21 protein-coding genes are annotated in these 18611 nt (G+C 69.7%); 20 read left to right on the forward strand and 1 reads right to left on the reverse strand.

The genetic code is table 11. From position 1 onward, the window contains the following. Positions 1-259: 259 nt before the first annotated feature. The 14 genes from ABD156_RS45860 to ABD156_RS45925 all read left to right on the forward strand — a co-directional run bounded on the left by ABD156_RS45860 (position 260) and on the right by ABD156_RS45925 (position 11886). Positions 260-1060, forward strand: a complete 801-nt coding sequence (locus ABD156_RS45860; protein ID WP_344288314.1) for a redox-sensing transcriptional repressor Rex — start codon at positions 260-262, stop codon at positions 1058-1060. Then, positions 1061-2374 (forward strand): glutamyl-tRNA reductase, encoded by a 1314-nt coding sequence (locus tag ABD156_RS45865; RefSeq protein WP_344288193.1) that lies wholly within the window; start codon positions 1061-1063, stop codon positions 2372-2374. After that, positions 2375-3322, forward strand: a complete 948-nt coding sequence (gene hemC / locus ABD156_RS45870) for a hydroxymethylbilane synthase (protein ID WP_344288195.1) — start codon at positions 2375-2377, stop codon at positions 3320-3322. Positions 3323-3404: 82 nt separating this feature from the next. Beyond that, entirely contained in the window at positions 3405-4937 is a 1533-nt protein-coding gene (locus ABD156_RS45875; protein WP_344288197.1) for a bifunctional uroporphyrinogen-III C-methyltransferase/uroporphyrinogen-III synthase, read from the forward strand. Between the two features lie 99 nt (positions 4938-5036). Beyond that, complete coding sequence (locus ABD156_RS45880) at positions 5037-5267, forward strand: type II toxin-antitoxin system CcdA family antitoxin (RefSeq protein WP_344288199.1); 231 nt, start codon at positions 5037-5039, stop codon at positions 5265-5267. Next, positions 5248-5661, forward strand: coding sequence for a type II toxin-antitoxin system VapC family toxin (locus ABD156_RS45885; protein WP_344288201.1), 414 nt, complete (start codon positions 5248-5250; stop codon positions 5659-5661). The genes ABD156_RS45880 and ABD156_RS45885 overlap by 20 nt, the downstream gene beginning before the upstream one ends. Positions 5662-5682: 21 nt before the next feature. Continuing rightward, positions 5683-6654, forward strand: coding sequence for a porphobilinogen synthase (hemB, locus tag ABD156_RS45890; RefSeq protein WP_344288203.1), 972 nt, complete (start codon positions 5683-5685; stop codon positions 6652-6654). A gap of 20 nt (positions 6655-6674) precedes the next feature. After that, a complete protein-coding gene (locus ABD156_RS45895; protein ID WP_344288205.1) occupies positions 6675-7247 on the forward strand; it encodes a hypothetical protein in 573 nt (190 codons plus the stop codon). Continuing rightward, entirely contained in the window at positions 7247-7723 is a 477-nt protein-coding gene (locus tag ABD156_RS45900; protein ID WP_344288206.1) for a hypothetical protein, read from the forward strand. The genes ABD156_RS45895 and ABD156_RS45900 overlap by 1 nt, the downstream gene beginning before the upstream one ends. 49 nt (positions 7724-7772) lie before the next feature. Then, complete coding sequence (locus ABD156_RS45905) at positions 7773-8111, forward strand: hypothetical protein (RefSeq protein ID WP_344288207.1); 339 nt, start codon at positions 7773-7775, stop codon at positions 8109-8111. A 65-nt stretch (positions 8112-8176) separates the two neighbouring features. Beyond that, the gene (locus ABD156_RS45910) at positions 8177-9436 is read left to right on the forward strand and encodes an efflux RND transporter periplasmic adaptor subunit (protein ID WP_344288209.1); all 1260 of its coding nucleotides are present in this window, start codon (positions 8177-8179) and stop codon (positions 9434-9436) included. Then, the gene (locus ABD156_RS45915; RefSeq protein WP_344288210.1) at positions 9433-10131 is read left to right on the forward strand and encodes an ABC transporter ATP-binding protein; all 699 of its coding nucleotides are present in this window, start codon (positions 9433-9435) and stop codon (positions 10129-10131) included. Before ABD156_RS45910 ends, ABD156_RS45915 begins: the two co-directional genes overlap by 4 nt. After that, the gene (locus tag ABD156_RS45920) at positions 10128-11330 is read left to right on the forward strand and encodes an ABC transporter permease (RefSeq protein ID WP_344288211.1); all 1203 of its coding nucleotides are present in this window, start codon (positions 10128-10130) and stop codon (positions 11328-11330) included. The genes ABD156_RS45915 and ABD156_RS45920 overlap by 4 nt, the downstream gene beginning before the upstream one ends. A gap of 7 nt (positions 11331-11337) precedes the next feature. Then, complete coding sequence (locus ABD156_RS45925; RefSeq protein ID WP_344288212.1) at positions 11338-11886, forward strand: DUF5666 domain-containing protein; 549 nt, start codon at positions 11338-11340, stop codon at positions 11884-11886. Here ABD156_RS45925 and ABD156_RS45930 read toward each other — a convergent pair. Beyond that, positions 11883-12368, reverse strand: coding sequence for a TspO/MBR family protein (locus tag ABD156_RS45930; protein WP_377928354.1), 486 nt, complete (start codon positions 12366-12368; stop codon positions 11883-11885). The genes ABD156_RS45925 and ABD156_RS45930 overlap by 4 nt on opposite strands. 130 nt (positions 12369-12498) lie before the next feature. Here ABD156_RS45930 and hemL point away from each other — a divergent pair, with 130 nt between their 5' ends. From hemL to ccsB, 6 genes are all read left to right on the forward strand, one after another. After that, entirely contained in the window at positions 12499-13803 is a 1305-nt protein-coding gene (hemL, locus tag ABD156_RS45935; RefSeq protein WP_344288214.1) for a glutamate-1-semialdehyde 2,1-aminomutase, read from the forward strand. Then, complete coding sequence (locus ABD156_RS45940) at positions 13800-14426, forward strand: histidine phosphatase family protein (RefSeq protein ID WP_009071997.1); 627 nt, start codon at positions 13800-13802, stop codon at positions 14424-14426. Before hemL ends, ABD156_RS45940 begins: the two co-directional genes overlap by 4 nt. Then, complete coding sequence (locus ABD156_RS45945; protein ID WP_344288216.1) at positions 14423-15004, forward strand: TlpA family protein disulfide reductase; 582 nt, start codon at positions 14423-14425, stop codon at positions 15002-15004. The genes ABD156_RS45940 and ABD156_RS45945 overlap by 4 nt, the downstream gene beginning before the upstream one ends. A gap of 174 nt (positions 15005-15178) precedes the next feature. After that, positions 15179-15952 carry a cytochrome c biogenesis CcdA family protein gene (locus ABD156_RS45950; RefSeq protein ID WP_344288218.1) on the forward strand — a complete coding sequence of 258 codons (774 nt, stop codon included), beginning with the start codon at positions 15179-15181 and terminating at the stop codon, positions 15950-15952. Continuing rightward, positions 15949-17553 (forward strand): cytochrome c biogenesis protein ResB, encoded by a 1605-nt coding sequence (gene resB, locus ABD156_RS45955; protein ID WP_344288220.1) that lies wholly within the window; start codon positions 15949-15951, stop codon positions 17551-17553. Before ABD156_RS45950 ends, resB begins: the two co-directional genes overlap by 4 nt. A gap of 3 nt (positions 17554-17556) precedes the next feature. Then, complete coding sequence (gene ccsB, locus ABD156_RS45960) at positions 17557-18558, forward strand: c-type cytochrome biogenesis protein CcsB (RefSeq protein ID WP_344288222.1); 1002 nt, start codon at positions 17557-17559, stop codon at positions 18556-18558. Positions 18559-18611 lie beyond the last annotated feature (53 nt).

An 18611-nucleotide genomic window follows, 5' to 3' on the forward strand; every position in this document is an offset into this window, starting at 1 on the left:
GGCCGCCGCCGAAGACCGCGCGACCGCCGCATCAGCCGAAGCGAGCCGCGCCGCGTCCAGCAATGGCAACGGCCGCGCCACCCGGGCGACCAGCCGAGCCGCAGCGTCAGCCGAAGGCAGTCGCGCGACCTCCCGAGCCGCCGCGGCAGCCCAGACCTCAGCCGAAACCCCCGCCGAGAACGACGCCAAGCCCCGCACCCGCCGCGCCGCCCGGACCTCTCGTCCCGCGCCGGACGCCGACAACGCGCCGACCGCCGAGATGCCCGCCGTCTCCGACGCGGAAGACACCGCGGTCCGCGCGAAGCAGATCCCGGAGGCCGCCGTCGCCCGGCTGGCCGTCTACCTGCGGATTCTCTCCGGCTTGGCCGAGCAGGGCGCGACCACCGTCTCCAGCGAGGAACTCTCCGCGGCGGCGGGCGTGAACTCCGCCAAGCTCCGCAAAGACCTCTCCTACCTTGGCTCTTACGGCACGCGCGGCGTCGGCTACGAGGTGCAGGTGCTCGTCAGCCAGATCGAGCGCATCCTCGGCCTCACCCGGCAGCACCGCGTCGCCGTGGTCGGGATCGGCAACCTCGGCCACGCGCTCGCGAACTACGGCGGCTTCCCGGGCCGCGGCTTCCCGGTCGAGGCGCTCTTCGATCTCGACCCCGATCTGATCGGCGTCCCCGTAGGGGGTCTCCCGGTCTCGCACATGGACGACATTCCGCGCGTTTGCTCCGAACGGGAGATTTCCGTGGGGATCATCGCCACACCTCCTACCGCCGCGCAGTCGGTGTGCGACAGGCTGGTGGCAGGCGGCGTCCAGTGCATCCTCAACTTCGCGCCGGTAGTGCTCCAGGTGCCGGCACACGTCGAGGTCCGCAAGGTCGACCTGGCTGTCGAACTGCAGATCCTCTCGTTCCACGTGGCCCGGCGCGCCGACAGCGCGGCGAGCGCGGGGTCCGCCGGGGAAAACCAGGGGAATACCGGGTTACCCGGAACCGGCGGGGCCGCCGACAATGGCAGCGGCGGACGTAACGGCGCCGGTACGGACGGCGGTCTCGGAATGGTGGTGCGCTGAATGAGCGTGTTGGCGGTCGGGCTCTCCCATCGCAGTGCGGATCTCGGCACGCTCGAGCGTGCGGCGATCCCCGCGGACGAGCTGACCAAGGTCCTGCACGACCTGCAGCAGGCGGAGCACATCAGCGAGGTCATGCTCGTCTCGACGTGCAACCGCATCGAGGTCTACGCCGTGGTGGAGACGTTCCACGGCGGCGTCAACGACGTCTCGGACGTGCTCTCCCGCAAGGCCGGGATGGAGCCGGCCGAGCTGTACGACAGCCTGTACGTGCACTACGCGGGCGCGGCCGTCGAGCACCTGTTCTCCGTCGCCTCGGGCCTCGACTCGATGGTGGTCGGCGAGACGCAGATCCTCGGTCAGGTCCGGTCTTCCTACGCGACCGCGCGCGACGCCGGCACCGTCGGCCGCACGCTGCACGAGCTGATCCAGACCACGCTGCGGGTCGGCAAGCGCGTGCACTCCGAGACCGGGCTCGACCAGCTCGGCGCGTCCGTCGTGTCCGAGGCGCTGGCCGCCGCGGGTGACATCGCGGGCAAGCACGCGCTGATCGTCGGGGCCGGTTCGATGGGCGCGCTCACCGCGTCGCAGCTGCGCAAGGCCGGGATCGCCGAGATCACCGTGGCCAACCGCACCGAAGCCAACGCCGTCCGGCTGGCCGAGAAGGTCGTCGCCGAAGGGATCCCGGCGCGCTCGGTGCCGTTGACCGAACTCGCCGAGGCGGTCGATCAGGTCGACCTCGTCGTGGCGTGCACCGGCGCGCAGGACGCGGTCTTCCTCGCCGGGCACGTGCCCGCGCGCGCCGGGCGTCCGCTGGTCGTGTGCGACCTCGGGCTGCCCAAGGACGTCGACGTCGCGGTCGCGGACCTCGCCGACGTCACCGTGGTGGACCTGGAGACGATCCAGCGCCGCATGCGCGACGCGGGCGCCCCGACCACCGACCGGCAGACCGCCAAAGCCAACGGCATCGTGCTCGACGAGGTGCGCGAGTACCTCGCCGGACAGCGCAGCGCCGAAGTGACGCCCACGGTCACCGCGCTGCGCAGGCGCGCGGCCGAGGTGGTGGACGCGGAGTTGCTCCGCCTGGACAACCGGCTGCCGGAACTCGACAGCCAGGTTCGCGAAGAGGTCGGCCGCACGGTTCGCCGCGTGGTCGACAAGCTGCTGCACGCGCCGACGGTGCGGGTCAAGCAGCTGGCCGCCGAGACGGCCGACACCGACTACGCCAACGCGTTGCGGGAACTGTTCTGCCTCGACCCGCAGGCTCCTGCGGCCGTGGCGAGCCCGACAGCGCCGGAATCCGAGAAGAAGCGGTAAGTGACCAGAGTCATTCGCATCGGCACGCGGGGCAGCAAGCTCGCCCTCGCGCAGACCGGCATCGTCGCCGACACCATCCGCGCCACCGGGGCGGAGGTGGAGATCGTCACCGTCACCACGCCCGGCGACCTCTCCAGCGCCCCGATCTCGCAGATCGGGGTCGGCGTGTTCACCTCGGCGCTGCGGGAAGCGTTGCTGCGCAACGAGATCGACGTCGCCGTGCACTCGTACAAGGACCTGCCCACCGCGCCGGAGGCCGGCCTCGTGCTGGCCGCGGTGCCGCCGCGCGAGGACCCGCGCGACGCGCTGATCGCGCGCGACGGCCTCACCCTCGGCGAGCTTCCGCCGGGCGCGAAGGTCGGCACCGGGGCGGCGCGGCGGATGGCTCAGCTGCGCGCGCTGGGTCTCGGTTTGGAAATCGTGCCGATCCGAGGCAATATCGATACCCGCATGCGCAAGGTCACCGACGGCGAGCTGGATGCCGTGGTGCTCGCGCGTGCCGGACTGGCCAGGGTCGGCCGGGTGGACGAGATCACCGAAACCCTCGACCCGATCCAGATGCTGCCCGCCCCCGCGCAGGGGGCGCTGGCGCTGGAGTGCCGGGCCGCCGACGTGGACATCGAGCACCTGCTCGCGTCCGCGGTGGACGACGAGAGCACGCGGGTCGCGGTGACGGCCGAACGGGCTCTGCTCGCCGCGCTCGAAGCCGGGTGCAGCGCGCCGGTGGGCGCGCTCGCCGAGATCGTCGAGGACCTCGACGACGAGGGCGCGGTGGTGGAACGCATCTCGCTGCGCGGCACCGCTGCCGTCGAAGGCGAGAACGGCGGCGTCGACATGGTTCGGGCTTCCGCGATCGCCGGGATCGGCGAGCCGGAGAAGCTCGGCCGGGAACTGGCCGCCGAACTGCTTGACCTGGGAGCCGGGGCGCTGCTCGGCCCCGCCCTGTGACGCCAGCCGTCACGCACCCGCACGACCTGCCCGACATCCGCGGCCGGAGCACCGGCCGCCCAAGAGGAGAAGAACACCAACGATGACCCCTGCTCGCAAGACCGCCGGGCGCGTCGCCTTCGTGGGCTCGGGCCCCGGGGACGCCGGGCTGCTCACCGTCCGCGCCCAGGAACTCCTGGCCAAGGCCGAGGTCGTGGTGACGGACCCGGACGTGCCCGCCAGCGTGCTCGCCTTCGCCGCCCCCGGTGCCGAGGTCCGGCCCGCCGTCGGCGAACCGTCCGACGTCGCCAAGGACCTGACCGCCGAGGCCAAGGCGGGCCGGCTCGCGCTGCGGCTGGTCTCCGGCGACCCGCTGACCAGCCCGGCCGTCGTGGCCGAGGTCCAGGCCGTCGCCCGCACCTCCGCCGTGTTCGACGTCATCCCGGGCGTCGCGCCGGGCACCGCGGTGCCGGCGTACGCGGGTGTCGCGCTCGGCGGCACCTACACCGAGGCGGACGTCCGCGGCGAGGTCGACTGGGGCGCGCTGGCCGCGGTCGCCGGCCCGATCGTGCTGCACGCGACGTCGGCGCACCTCGCCGAGGCGGCCAGCCAGCTCACCGAGAAGGGGCTGCCCGCCACCACCCCGGTCGCGGTCACCGCGAACGGCACCATCAACACCCAGCGCACGCTGGACACCACCCTCGCCTCGGTCGCGAACGACGCGGGCGAGCTGGTCGGCCCGCTGGTCGTGACGGTCGGGCAGGCCGCCGGGCAGCGCTCGAAGCTGTCCTGGTGGGAGTCGCGCGCGCTGTACGGCTGGAAGGTCCTGGTGCCGCGCACCAAGGAGCAGGCGGGCGAGATGGCCGAGCGGCTTCGCGGCCACGGCGCGACCTCGCACGAGGTGCCGACCATTTCGGTCGAGCCGCCCCGCAGCCCGGCGCAGATGGAGCGTTCGGTCAAGGGCCTGGTCGACGGCCGCTACCAGTGGATCGTCTTCACCTCCACCAACGCGGTGCGCGCGGTGTGGGAGAAGTTCGAGGAGTTCGGCCTGGACGCGCGCGCGTTCTCCGGCGTGAAGATCGCCTGCGTCGGCGAATCGACCGCGGCGAAGGTGCGCTCGTTCGGCATCATCCCGGAGCTGGTCCCGACGGGCGAGCAGTCGTCCGAGGGCCTGCTGGCCGAGTTCCCGCCGTACGACGACGTGCTGGACCCGGTCAATCGCGTCCTGCTGCCGCGTGCGGACATCGCCACCGAGATCCTGTCGGCCGGCCTGGTCGAACGCGGCTGGGAAGTGGACGACGTCACGGCCTACCGGACCGTGCGGGCCGCCCCGCCGCCAGCCGAGACCCGCGAGATGATCAAGACCGGCGGGTTTGACGCGGTCTGCTTCACCTCGTCGTCGACCGTGCGGAACCTGGTGGGGATCGCCGGGAAGCCGCACACGCGCACGTTGGTCGCGTGCATCGGGCCGAAGACCGCCGAGACCGCGGTGGAATTCGGTCTGCGGGTGGATGTTCAGCCGGAGAAGGCTGATGTGCCGCATTTGGTGGACGCTCTCGCCGAGCACGCCGCGCGGCTTCGTGCGGAGGGCGCGTTGCCGCCGCCGCGGAAGGCCAAGCGCACCCGACGCAGCTGAGGTTTTGTCCGTGAAGGGCTCCTTGAGGGAATCAGATTCCCTCAAGGAGCCCTTCACTGCTTTTCCCGGCCCGCAAGCCCGAGTGTGTATGATGTGTGTATGGCGAGGATGAACGTCTACGTGCCGGATGAGCTGGCCGCCAGAGCGAAAAAAGCTGATCTCAACGTCAGCGCGCTCGTGCAGTCGGCGCTGTCCGACGCGTTGCAGCGGCAGGCCACGGACGCTTGGCTCGACGCGCTTCCCGCGCCGAGCCGAGAGGTGCCGCACGTCGTCGCCATGGCCGCGCTCGATTCCGCCAAGGACGAGTTCGGTGATCGCGCGGATGCCTGAAGCGCCAGGAGAAATCGCGGTTCTCGACGCGTCGGCGCTGGTGGATGTGCTCGCGGGTACCTGCCGCGGCAACCAGGTGAAGACGCGGCTTCGCGGCACGGTGCTGCACGCTCCGGCGCATCTGGACGCTGAAGTCCTCTCCGCGCTGGGCCGGTTGTGCCGTGCCGGAGTGCTGACGGCTTCGACAGTGGACGCCGCGCTCCAGGCGTTGGCCAGCCTGCCGCTCACCCGGCACCCGGTCGTCGAATTGGCGAAAGGAGCTTGGGGGCGGCGCGGAGACCTGCGGCTTGTCGATGCGCTGTATATCGAATTGGCCGCGAGCCTGGGCGCCAAGGTGCTCACGACGGACCGTCGGCTGGCGCGGGCCAGCGCCCTCGCCGAAGAGATTGTCTGAGCGCGGGAGTACCTTGGATGTGTGTTCCCTGAGCAGCGACCCCGCAGGCTTCGTACTACTCCGGCAATGCGCAGGATGGTCAGTGAGACCACGTTGCGGCCACGGCAATTGATCCTGCCGATGTTCGTCGGCGAAGGGCTCGACGCGCCGCGGCCGATCGCCAGCATGCCGGGCGTCGTTCAACACACTCGCGACACTCTTCGCAAGGCCGCTGTCGACGCGGTCAACGCTGGGGTCGGCGGGCTGATGCTCTTCGGGATTCCGGAGAAGCGGGATCCGGAGGGATCCGGCGCGGTTGACGAGAAGGGCATTCTCAACGTCGCGTTGCGGGATCTGCGCAGCGAGCTCGGTGACTCGACCGTGCTGATGGCCGACACTTGCCTGGACGAGTTCACCGACCACGGGCACTGCGGAGTTCTTGACGCGGACGGTGTGGTCGACAACGACGCCACGCTTCGGCTGTACGCCGAGATGGGTGTCGCGCAGGCCGAGGCTGGGGCGCATGTGCTCGGGCCGAGCGGGATGATGGACGGGCAGGTCGGCGTGATCCGCCGGGCGCTCGACGAGGTCGGGCACAGCGAGACCGCGATCCTCGCCTATTCGATCAAGTACGCCAGCGCGTTCTACGGGCCGTTCCGCGAGGCCGTCGATTCGCAGCTCAAGGGCGACCGCAAGACCTACCAGCAGGACCTCGGCAACGCGCGCGAGGCGATGCGGGAGCTCGAACTCGACCTCGCCGAGGGCGCGGACATGGTGATGGTCAAGCCTGCACTGTCCTATTTGGACATCATCAAGGCGGCGGCCGACATTTCGCCGGTTCCCGTCGCGGCGTACAACATCTCCGGCGAGTACGCGATGGTCGAGGCGGCCGCGGCGAACGGCTGGATCGAGCGCGAGCGCACCGTGCTCGAGGTGCTCACCTCCATCCGCCGCGCGGGGGCGGACGTCATCCTGACCTACTGGGCGGCCGAGGCCGCGGCCTGGCTGGACTGAGCCCGGGTAGGGTCTTTCGGGTGGCCGAGAAGGACGAGAACACCCCGAAGCCAGCCAGCGTGACCTCGGACGATCTTTCCGGGCTCACCGACGACGAGCGCCGCAAGCGCGGGCGCGCGCCGGATCCGGTGCTGCCGGGGGAGACCGCGCCGAAGGCTCAGCCGCCGCTGGAGGTGCATGCCGCGTTCGCGCTCGCCATTCTGGCCGCGCTCGTCGTCGTCGCGAGTCAGATCGTCATCATTTTTTTCAAGCATCTGCTCGTTGACGCCGCGATGAAGCAGCCGCAGCAGCCTGGCCACGCGCTCACCATCGAGCAGGCTCAGACCAACGTGAATTTCTTCGTGTGGGCAATGCTGATCGGCGCGCTGTGCTTCGGCGCGCTGCTCGTGCTGTTCGCCTGGAAGGCCCGCGAGGGCACGCGGTCCGCACGCAGCATCGCGACGCTGCTGGCGGTGCTCGGCATCGTGTTCGAACTCGGGGTGATCCGCAGCCTCTTCTCGCTCATCGCGTCGCTGGTGCTCGTCGCCATGCTGATCCTGCTGTACCTGCCGAAGGTCGCGGGCTACTTCCCGAAGGTCGGCAAGAACCTGTAATGGCGGAAAGGACGCTGTACTCGGAGCCTGGCGTCGGCTGGTCGGCCCTGGTCTGGGGGCCGCTGTTCGCGCTGCTGGGCGCGCTCGCCGAACTGGCCACCGCCGGGCCGACGCACGTCGTCGGCTGGGTGCTGATCGGTGTCGCGCTGGTCGCGCTGACGCTGCCGTGGGTGTACGCGCGGCGGCGGTTCCTTTCACTGGAGGTCACCACCGAAGGGCTGCGGCAAGGGCGGGAGACGTTGGCCGCCGAGAAGATCGCCTCGGTGAGCGACGTCGGGGCGCCGGTCGGGGCGCGCGTTCTCGGCGGTGGCTGGTCGGTGCCGCGGAAGTACGACGAGTTGCCGGTGGAGCTGGACGACGGCACGGTGGTGCTCGCCTGGGCCCGCGACGTCGAAGCGCTGAAGACCGCGCTCGCCGAGCTGGCCGCGAAGAACCACCCGAATGCCGAGGAGCAGGCCGATGACTCCCGGAACTGAACCCCCACGAGGGACGCGGAACGACGGCGAACCTGAAAGGCTGGACCCCGTGATCGATCTGCCCCAGCCGACCGGAGCCGGGCTTTGGCCGCCGGAGGAAACGCAGCCGAAGACGAAGCTGAACCAGCCGTGGCGCGCGTTCGTCGCGCTCGGCGAGGTCGTGGTGGCCGGATTGGTGCTGTGGGCGGCGTTCGCGCTGTGGCACGCCGGCATCGTCACGGTCGTCACCACGGCGGGCGACGGCACTCAATTGACGTCGCAGCGGTACTTCGGCGGGCATATCGCCGGGGCGCTCGGGCTCGGCACGCTGTCGGCGGTATTGGTCGTGGACGCGGTCCGGCAATTGCTGCTCGCGGTGCGTGCTCGGCACAAAAAGAAAAAGGACTGACTTACACAGCTGTCCCACAGGGAACCAACAGCTAACTGCTAAGCAGGCCCCGCAGTCTTGCGGCCATGACGCGGCTGCGCACACGAACCTGGGTGATCAACGGAGTCCTTGTCGTGCTGCTCGGCGGCGCGGCTTTCGGGATTTACCAGGCCTTTTCGCCGGCGAGTTCGACAGCGCAGGCACAAACCCGCACGACTCCGGTGCGGCGCGCGAACGTTTCCCAGACCGTTTCGGCGGCGGGCACGATCGCGAGCACGTACACCGGCGTCGCGAACTTCACGACCTCCGGCAAGGTCACCAGCATCGACGTGAAGGTCGGCGACGTCGTGAGCGCCGGGCAGAAGCTCGCCACGATCGACTCTTCCCAGGCCAGCAAACAGCTTCAGGTCGCCAAGGCCAATCTCGCGGTCGCCGAGGACAACCTCACCACGGCGCAGGACAACCCGCCGGCGAACCAGACCGCGACCCAGGCGCAGACCAGCACCGCGTCGCTTCAGGCCAAAGTGGATCAAGCGCAATTGGACGTCGACAACGCGGAAACGGCGGTTTCCGCGACGACGTTGACCGCGCCGGGGGCGGGAACGGTCACCGCGATTAACGGGACGGTCGGGCAGCAAACGGGCAGCGGGGGCAATTCCAGCAACAGTTCCGCGGGTGCGTCTTCGTCGAGTTCCAGTTCCGGCTCCGGTGGGCAATCCGGCCAGCAGTCGTCGTCAAGCAGCAGCAGTAGCAGCAGCGGTTTTATCGATATCACTGACATGGGAAATCTTGTCGTCAACACCTCGGTGGCGGAAATTGACGTGAGCAAGGTGAAAACCGGTCAGAAAGCCACAGTCACTTTGAACGCGACGCCGGATCAGCCGTTGCAGGCGACCGTTTCCAGTATCGACCTCACGCCGACCACAAGCAGCAATGTCGTCAGCTACGGAGCGAAGCTGGCGTTGACGAATCCGCCCTCGGGGCTGCGGCCCGGTCAGTCGGCGAGCGTCGTGATCACGGTCGCGGAAGCCGATGGCGTGCTGAGTGTTCCGGCCGCGGCGGTGCGGACCAGTGGGACGACGAACGCGGTCACGGTGGAGCAGAACGGGCAGCCGGTTACGCGACAGGTCGAGGTGGGCGTGCGCGGAGAGTCCACTGTGGAGATCAAGTCCGGGCTCAACGAGGGCGACAGCGTGGTGCTCACCGCTGCGTCGCCGACGACGTCGAGCGGTTCCAACGGTCAGCAGCGCACCGGCGGAACTGGCGGTCTCGGCGGGTTCGGCGGCGGCCAGCAGGGTGGATTCGGCGGCGGCCGCCAAGGCAACGTCGGCGGGGGCCGGGGATGAAGCCGGTGATCGCGGTCTCCGGACTGCGCAAGACTTACGGCAGCGGGGAAACCGCGGTGCACGCGTTGCGCGGGGTCGATCTGCAGGTGTGGCCGGGCGAGTACGTGGCGATCATGGGCGCGTCCGGGTCCGGGAAATCGACGCTGCTGAACATGCTCGGCTGTCTCGACACGCCTACCTCCGGCCGGTATCTGCTGGACGGATTCTCCGTCGCCGATCTCAACGAACGCCAGCTTGCCTTGCTGCGCAACCGAAAGATCGGCTTCATCTTCCAGTCCTTCAACCTCGTGCCGCGCACCAGTGCGTTGTCCAATGTGGAATTGCCGATGGTCTACAGCGGACTCAAGCGGGGCGAGCGGCGACGCCGGGCGCTGGCCGCGCTGGAGATGGTCGGGCTGACCGATCGGGCCAAGCATCTGCCGAACGAACTGTCCGGCGGACAGCAGCAGCGCGTCGCGGTGGCACGGGCGCTGGTCGGCGGGCCGGCGATGCTGCTCGCCGACGAACCGACCGGAAACCTCGACCACGCAAGCACTGTCGACGTCCTCGGCGTCTTCGACCGGCTCAACGCACTCGGCCGCACGGTCGTGGTGATCACGCACGAGGACGAAGTCGCGCGGCACGCGCACCGCGTCGTCCGGGTCAGCGACGGGCAGATCGTGTCGGACGAGGTCCGCGCCGGGGTGGTCGCGTGAACTTCGTCGAGATCATGCGGTTCGCGGTGCGCGGCCTCGCCTCGAACAAACTGCGGTCGGTGCTCACCACGCTCGGCATCACCATCGGCGTCGCGTCGGTGATCTTGTTGGTAGCAGTGGGAAACGGTGCTTCGGCGGCGATCACCGCGAGCATCCAGGGACTCGGCACCGACGTGGTCAACGTGTCGCCGCTTCGGGGCGGCGGACAGTCCAGCCAGGTCCGGCCGCTCACCGTGCAGGACGCGCACGCGCTGGTCGACCCGGTGGGCGCGCCGGACGTCAAGGCGGCGGCTCCGGTGGTGAACACCAGCGCGACCGCGACGTACGGGCAGACTTCCTACGACGTGTCCAGCGTCGTCGGCACCGAACCCAGCTACTTCACCACCACGAACCGCCAGATCGCCGACGGCCAGTTGTTCAGCGCCGAAGACGTGACGCAGGCGCGCAAGGTCGTGGTGCTCGGGCCGACGACAGCACAGTCGATCTTCGGCACGGCCGAACCAGTCGGGAAGAACGTGCTGATCAACAGCATCCAGTTCACCGTGATCGGCGTGCTGCAGACCAAGGGCAGCACCGGGCTGCAGAACGCCGACGACGTCGCGATCGCCCCGATCAGCGCGGTGCAGAACTCGCTCGCCGGCTACGGCGGGCTGAACCAGATCGCGGTGCAGGCGACTACTGCCGATTCGATCGGGCTCGCGCAAGCCGAGGTCACCGCGATTCTCGACGCCAGGCACGGCATCCAGGCCTCGGCGAATCCGGACTTCCAGATCCAGAACTCCGCGCAGCTGCTGCAGACCCGCACGTCGGCGATCCAGACGTTCACCGTGCTGCTCGGCGCGGTCGCGGCGATCTCGCTGCTGGTCGGCGGGATCGGCGTCACGAACATCATGCTCGTCACGGTCACCGAGCGGATCCGCGAAATCGGCATCCGCAAGGCGATCGGCGCGCCGCGTTCGGCGATCCTCGGCCAGTTCCTCGCCGAGGCGACCATGCTGAGCCTGTTCGGCGGACTGCTCGGCGTGCTGATCGGGGTGGTCGGCAGCCGGTTCAGCATCGCGGGCATCCAGCCGGTGGTGGTGCCGTCGTCGATCGCGCTGGCGTTCGCGGTGTCCGCACTGATCGGGCTTTTCTTCGGCAGTTTCCCGGCGAACCGGGCTTCGCGGCTGCGGCCGATCGACGCCCTCCGGCACGAGTAGGAGCGTCATGTCCGCGTCGACCACCCAGCCCATTCCGACCCCGCCGGAGGAGCCCGCCGCGCCGCGCCCGGAAGACCTCATCGCCGAGCCCGCCGTCGAGGGCGATCTCACCGCCGAGCTGAAGCAGGTCGCGCGGCCGTTCGGCAAGCCGACGCTCGTGCTCGCCGGATTGCTCGTGCTGGCGCTGGCGTTCGCCGGTGGCGCGTGGACGCATGCCGCGTTCGGCCCGTCGAGCGGCTCTTCCAGCGCCCGAACGGCCGCCGGTCCGGGTACTGGGGCGGGTTCCGGGCAACAGGGGGCAGGCTTCGGCGGGCGCACGGCAGGCGGTCGCGGGACGGTCGGCACCGTGGAGAAGGTCGACGGCAGCACTGTCACGCTGAAGACCGTGCAGGGCAGCGAAGTCACAGTGTCCACTTCGGACAGTACGACGGTCGGGGTGACCCAGCCGGGCAAGCTCAGCGACCTCAAACCGGGCCAGACGGTGACCGTTCAGGGCCGCACCGGATCGGACGGTTCGGTGACCGCGCAGGCGATCGTGGCGCAGCCGGGCCGTTAGGGAACGTCGTTGAGCGCGATGATCGCGACGTTCAGCGCGGTCGTGTAGAGCAGCCACGCCAGATACGGAACGAGCAGCAGTGCTGCGGTGCGGGATCGGCGGTAGAACAGCGCGATCGTCACGATCACGGTGAAATCGAGCAGCACGATGTCCACGCACGCGACCTGCGTGGAACCGCCCGCGAAGAACAGCGAGATCCACATCAGGTTGAACAGCAGGCCGATGCCGTACGCGGCGAAGCCCTGGTTCTCGCCGTCGGTGCGCCAATAAACCCAGCCGGCGAAGGCGAGCACGACGTACAGCACCGTCCACACCGGACTGAACAGCGACGAGGGCGGGGCCCACTCCGGCAGTACGTACCGGTTGTAGGCGTCCGGCGCGGTCGTCGCGGCCAGCGCTCCCACCAGTGCGATGACGCCGACCAGCCCGAAGAACACCGCGAGCATCAGCCACGGGTTCCGGCGGTGTGTGGGCGCCGTCACGTCTCCTCCATGGCTCGCCCCGTCCATGCGCGCCCATCTTAAGAGGGGTAAGGCCGGTGTGCCGGGTGGCAATCGGGTGGCAGCTTGGGCGCCGCCGACACCCGAACGGAGGATTTGCAAGACTGGGGCGGTGAGCACTGGCACCGAGCAGTCCAAAGCATGGTTCGCACGCGCCAAGGCAGCCGTTCCGGGCGGGGTGAACTCGCCGGTGCGCGCCTTCAACTCGGTCGGCGGCACGCCGCGGTTCATGGTCCGCGGCGAGGGCCCGCATCTGTGGGACGCCGACGGCAACCGCTACGTCGACCTCGTCTCCTCGTGGGGCCCGATGATCCTCGGGCACGCGCACCCCAAGGTGGTGGCCGCCGCCCGCGCGGCCGCGGAGCACGGGCTCTCCTTCGGCACGCCGACCATCGGCGAGGTCGAACTGGCCGAGGAGATCATCGGCCGGGTCGGCCCGGTCGAGCAGGTCCGGCTGGTCAACTCCGGCACCGAAGCCACGATGAGCGCCATCCGGCTGGCCCGCGGTTTCACCGGCCGCGCCAAGATCGTGAAGTTCGCCGGTTGCTACCACGGCCACGTCGACGCACTGCTCGCCGAAGCGGGCTCTGGCGTCGCGACGCTCGGGCTGCCGACTTCGCCGGGTGTCACCGGCGCGCAGGCCGCGGACACGATTGTCTTGCCGTACAACGATCTTGACGCGCTCCGGAAGTCCTTCGCGGAGAACGAGGGCCAGATCGCCGCGGTGATCACCGAAGCCGCCGCGGGCAACATGGGCGCGGTGCCGCCGGACCCCGGCTTCAACGCCGCACTGCGTGACCTCGCGCACGAAAACGGCGCGCTGCTGATCATGGACGAGGTGATGACCGGCTTCCGCGTCTCGCGCGCCGGCTGGTTCGGCCTCGAAGGCGTCGCGGGCGACCTCTACACCTTCGGCAAGGTGATGTCCGGCGGGCTTCCCGCGGCGGCGTTCGGCGGTCGCGCGGACATCATGGCGAAGCTCGCGCCCGGCGGTCCCGTCTATCAGGCAGGCACGCTGTCCGGTAACCCGGTCGCGGTCGCCGCCGGTCTCACCGCGCTGCGCGAAGCCGACGACCCTGTGTACGCGAAGCTCGACGCCAACGCGAAGCGTCTCGGCGGGCTCTTCGAGAAGGCGCTCAGCGAAGCGGGTGTCACGCACACTGTCCAGTACGCGGGCAACCTCTTGAGCATCTTCTTCACCGACAAGCCCGTACGCACCTACGCGGACGCGCAGGCCTCCGAGACGTGGCGCTTCCCGGCGTTCTTCCACGCACTGCTCGAAGCGGGCGTGTACCCGCCGCCGAGCGCGTACGAGGTGTACTTCGTGAACGCCGCGATGGACGACGAAGCGTTCGGCGTCATCGAGGCTGCGCTGCCGGCGGCGGCGCGCGCGGCGGCTGAGGCGGTTCGCCCGTGACCACCGTTGTCCACATGCTGCGGCACGGCGAGGTCCACAACCCGGAGAAGATCCTCTACGGGCGGCTGCCGAACTTCCGGCTTTCGGAGCGCGGGCAGCGCCAGGCGCTCACTGTCGCCGAGGCGGTCGCGGGGCACGACCTCGCGTACGTCGTCGCTTCGCCGCTTCAGCGCGCGCAGGAGACCGCAGCGCCCATCGCGGGCGCCCACCGTCTCGACATCGCGACGGACGAAGGTCTCATCGAAGCGGCGAACGTCTTCGAGGGCCAGCGCGTGGCAGTGGGCGACGGCGCGCTGCGGCAGCCGAAAGCGTGGCCGCACCTGGTGAATCCCTTTAAGCCGTCGTGGGGCGAGCCGTACGTCGAGATCGCACACCGCATGCTCGGCGCGGTCCACCGTGCGCGCGTAAAGGCCGAAGGGCGCGAAGCGCTGTGCGTGTCGCACCAGCTGCCGATCTGGACGCTTCGCCGCTTCTTGGAAGCGAAGCGGCTGTGGCACGACCCGCGGCAGCGGCAGTGCTCGCTGGCGTCGCTCACCAGCCTGGTCTTCGACGGCGAGGAGCTGCTGGAGATCGTCTACAGCGAGCCCGCGGGCACCACCGACCCCAAGGTGACCGGCGCATGAAACGGCGGCTGCTCGGGGTGGTGCTGGCCGTCGCGCTGGTCGTGACGGGCTGCTCGACCGGCAAGGACGCCGTCGTCTCGGGCGGCACCTTCACCTTCGTCTCGCCCGGCGGCAAGGTCGACATCACCTATCCGCTGAACGAGCGCCAGCAGGCCCCGACGCTGGCCGGCGACGACCTGATGCACGAGGGCAAACAGCTCTCGATCGCGGACTTCCCCGGCAAGGCACTGGTGATCAACCTGTGGGGCCAGTGGTGCGGCCCGTGCCGCGCCGAAGCGCCCGAGCTGGAGACCGCGAGCAAGCAGATGGCCCCGCTCGGCGCCCAGGTGATCGGACTCGACGTCCGCGACCCGGCGCGCGACGTGGCCCAGGATTTCGTGCGCGACCGCGGCCTGACGTACCCGTCGATCTGGGACCCGTCCGGGCGCGTGCTGCTGCAGCTGGCCGGATATCCGCGCAACATCATCCCGTCGACGCTGGTGCTGGACAAACAGCACCGCGTGGCGGCGGTGTTCCTGCGGCAGGTGCTGGCTTCGGACCTGGTGCCGGTGGTGCAGCGGCTGAGCGCGGAGAAGTAGCCGCCACCCGCGCTCCGCCCTGGCCCGCTCCGCCTCAGCCCGCCCAGTTCCGCCCCAACGCCACATTGGGGCGGCACAGGACCACAGGACCAAGGTCCCGCCCCCGTTGTGGCGTAGGTCCTGTGAGCAGGCCCCGCCCGCCTCACGTCCAGCTCACTGCCTACTCTCAAGTGCGTGAACTCCGTGTCCGAGCTGGCGCTCTCCGGGCCGCTGCTGCTCGCCGCGGGTGTTGCGCTGCTGGCCGGGGCCATCTCGTTCGCGTCGCCGTGCGTGGTGCCGCTCGTGCCCGGGTACCTCGCCTACCTCGCGGCTCTCGTCGGCGCGGACGCCCCGGCGGTGCGCGACGGCGAGGAGCGCAAAAAGGGCCGCTACGCCGTTCTCGGCGCGGCGGGCCTGTTCGTGCTCGGGTTCACCGTGGTGTTCGTCGCGACCATGGGCACGCTGGTCTGGCTCGCGAACACCTTGCTGGTCAACGAGGATCTGCTGCAGCGCATCGGCGGCATCCTCACCATCCTCATGAGCCTGGTCTTCATCGGCTGGATCCCGGGGCTGCAGCGCGAGGTCCGCTCGCACCGCGTGCCCGGCGGCGGCCTCTGGGGCGCTCCGGTGCTCGGCGCGGTGTTCGGGCTCGGCTGGACGCCGTGCATCGGGCCGACGCTGTCCGCCGTCACCAGCCTCGCCAGCGCGACCGGCGGGGCCGCGGTTCGCGGGTACGTGCTGGTGCTCGTTTACTGCCTCGGCCTCGGCGTTCCGTTCCTGCTGATCGCGCTCGGCGCCCGCTGGGCCGTGCGCGCCACCGACTGGCTCCGCCGCAACGGCCGCCGCGTGCAGATCTTCGGCGGGGTGTTGCTGATGGTGGTCGGCATCCTGCTGGTCACCGGGCTGTGGGGAGACGTCATGGGCTGGCTCCGCAACTCCGTCGCCTCCGATCTCGAGCTGCCGTTGTGACCACGACCGAAGCGCCCCCGAAGAACCCTCAGCCGTACCGGCCGTCCGCGGCGAAGCAGGCGCTGGCTTTCTTGCGCAACACCTGGCGCGGCCTGACGTCCATGCGCACCGCGCTGGTGCTGCTGTTCCTGCTGGCGCTCGCCGCGCTGCCCGGCGCGCTGCTGCCGCAGCGGCGGCTGAACGCGCCGAAGGTCGACGAATACATCAGCGCGCACGGCTGGTGGGGTTCGCTGCTCGACAAGCTGGAGTTCTTCGACGTCTACTCCAGCGTCTGGTTCTCCGCGATCTACATCCTGCTGATGATCTCGCTGATCGGCTGCCTCACGCCGCGCAGCTTCGAGTACGTCAAGCAGATGCGGGCCAAGCCGGTGCTGACGCCGCGCAATCTCGCGCGCATGCCGCACCACCGGATCGCCCGCACCGCGCGCACGCCGGAGACGATCCGCGAGGACGTGCGCAAGCAGCTGTCCGGCTGGCGGCGCGTCGAGCGCGAGGAAGACGGCGGCGGGTTCAGCGTCTCGGCCGAACGCGGCTACCTGCGCGAGACCGGGAACCTGCTGTTCCACTTCGGCATGCTCGGCCTGATCGTCTTCTTCGCCCTCGGCAAGCTCTACAGCTACGAGGGCCAGGTCATCGTGCAGGCCAACGGCGGCCAGTTCTGCAACTCGGGCATCTACAACTACGACTCGTTCGAGGCCGGGCTGCGCGTCGACGGCACCGACCTCAACCCGTTCTGCGTGAAGGTCAACGACTTCACCGCCCGCTACACCGCCACGAACCAGGCCGATTACTACCACTCGCACATCGAGTACCAGTCCGGCGAAGACCTGCAGACCGGCACGTGGAAGCCGTACGACCTCGAGGTCAACGAGCCGCTGCGGACCGTCGGCGACCGGGTTTACCTGCTGGGCAACGGTTATTCGCCGCAGTTCACGGTGACCTTCCCGAACGGCGAGAAGCGCACCCAGAACACCCAGTGGATGTTCAGCAACCCGGCGACGATGCTGTCCGAGGGCGCGACGAAGTTCGACCAGCCCGGCGTCACCGACGAGGTCCAGCGGCGCACCAAGCAGCTCGCGATCACCGGCCTCTTCGCGCCGTCGTCGTTCATCCACGGCGGCGTGCTCACCTCGACCGCGCCGCAGCTGAACAACCCGATGGTCGCGGTCGACGTGCTGCGCGGCGACCTCGGTCTCGACGCGGGCCGCGGCCAGTCGGTGTTCTCGGTCGACCAGTCCCGCGTCCAGGACGGCCGGCTCAAGCGGGTCGCCCGCAAGAACCTGGCGGTCGGCCAGGAACTGACGCTCGACGACGGCACGAAGGTGCGTTTCGACGGCGTCAACAAGTGGGTCAATCTGCAGATCTCGCACGATCCGACGCAGGGCTTCGTGCTCGGCTTCGCGATCGTGATGTTCGCCGGGCTCGGGGCGTCGCTGCTGGTCAAGCGGCGTCGCGTGTGGGTGCGGGTGCGGCCGGGCAAGGACGAGAGCGCGAGTACCGTGATCGAGGTCGCGGGGCTCGCGCGCACGGATCAAGCCGGATACGGCGAGGAATTCCAGCGGATCAGCGAACGGCTGGTCACGGGCCGGAAGGGCAGCTGAGGCATGGAAATCAACGAGACTCTCTCGCAGTACAGCGACCTGCTGTACACGACGACAGTGGCGATTTACGTGCTGGCGCTGCTGTTCACGCTCTTCGAGCAGGCGTTCGGGGCCAAGGGCCGTCTCGCCGCCGAGCGCAGCCGCCAGCGCGTGCTGGTCGGCGCGGGCGGACCCGAGACCAACGACTCCGACGACGCGAGCATCGAGGACGGCGACGTCCCGGCCGAGCCCGAGGCCCCGCGCGCGGTCGGCCGCGCCGAGCGGATCGGCCGGATGGGCGCGGCGCTGCTCGTGCTGGGCGCGCTGCTGCAGCTGTCGGCGATCGTGCTGCGCGGACTCGCGGTGCACCGCGCGCCGTGGGGCAACATGTACGAGTACGGCATGGCGGTCACTTTCATCACCGTCGTCGCGTGGCTCGTGGTGATCAAGAAGTTCCCGGTCCGCCACCTCACCGGCTTCCTGCTGCTGCCCGTCGTGATCCTGATGTTCATCAACGGCACGATGCTGTACACGGTGGCCGCGCCGGTCGTGCCCGCGCTGCAGTCGTACTGGCTCGTGATCCACGTGTCCGCCGCGATCATCGGCTCCGGCGTGTTCCTGGTGCCGGGCGTGGCGAGCGTGCTCTACCTCTTCCGCACCGCGCACGACCGCGACCCGGCCAAGTTCGCCGGTTTCGGCCCGAAGCTGCCCGCCGCCGACGTGCTCGACCGGATCGCCTACCGCGCCACGATCGTCGCGTTCCCGATCTTTACTTTCGGCGTCCTGTGCGGCGCGGTGTGGGCCGAGGCCGCGTGGGGCCGGTTCTGGGGCTGGGACCCGAAGGAGACCGTCGCGTTCATCGCGTGGGTCGTTTACGCGGCATACCTGCACTCCCGGGCCACCGCGGGCTGGCGCGGGACGCGGGCGGCGGTGATCAACATCGTCGGGTTCTCGGTGACGATCTTCAACCTGTTCTTCGTCAACCTGGTTACCGCCGGACTGCATTCCTACGCCGGAGTGAGCTGAGCCGGGGGTCCACCGCCCGGACCGGGCCTCGGGCGACTACCGTCGTCGCCAGG

The organism is Amycolatopsis albidoflavus, assembly GCF_039525725.1.
GTDB lineage: Bacteria > Actinomycetota > Actinomycetes > Mycobacteriales > Pseudonocardiaceae > Amycolatopsis > Amycolatopsis albidoflava.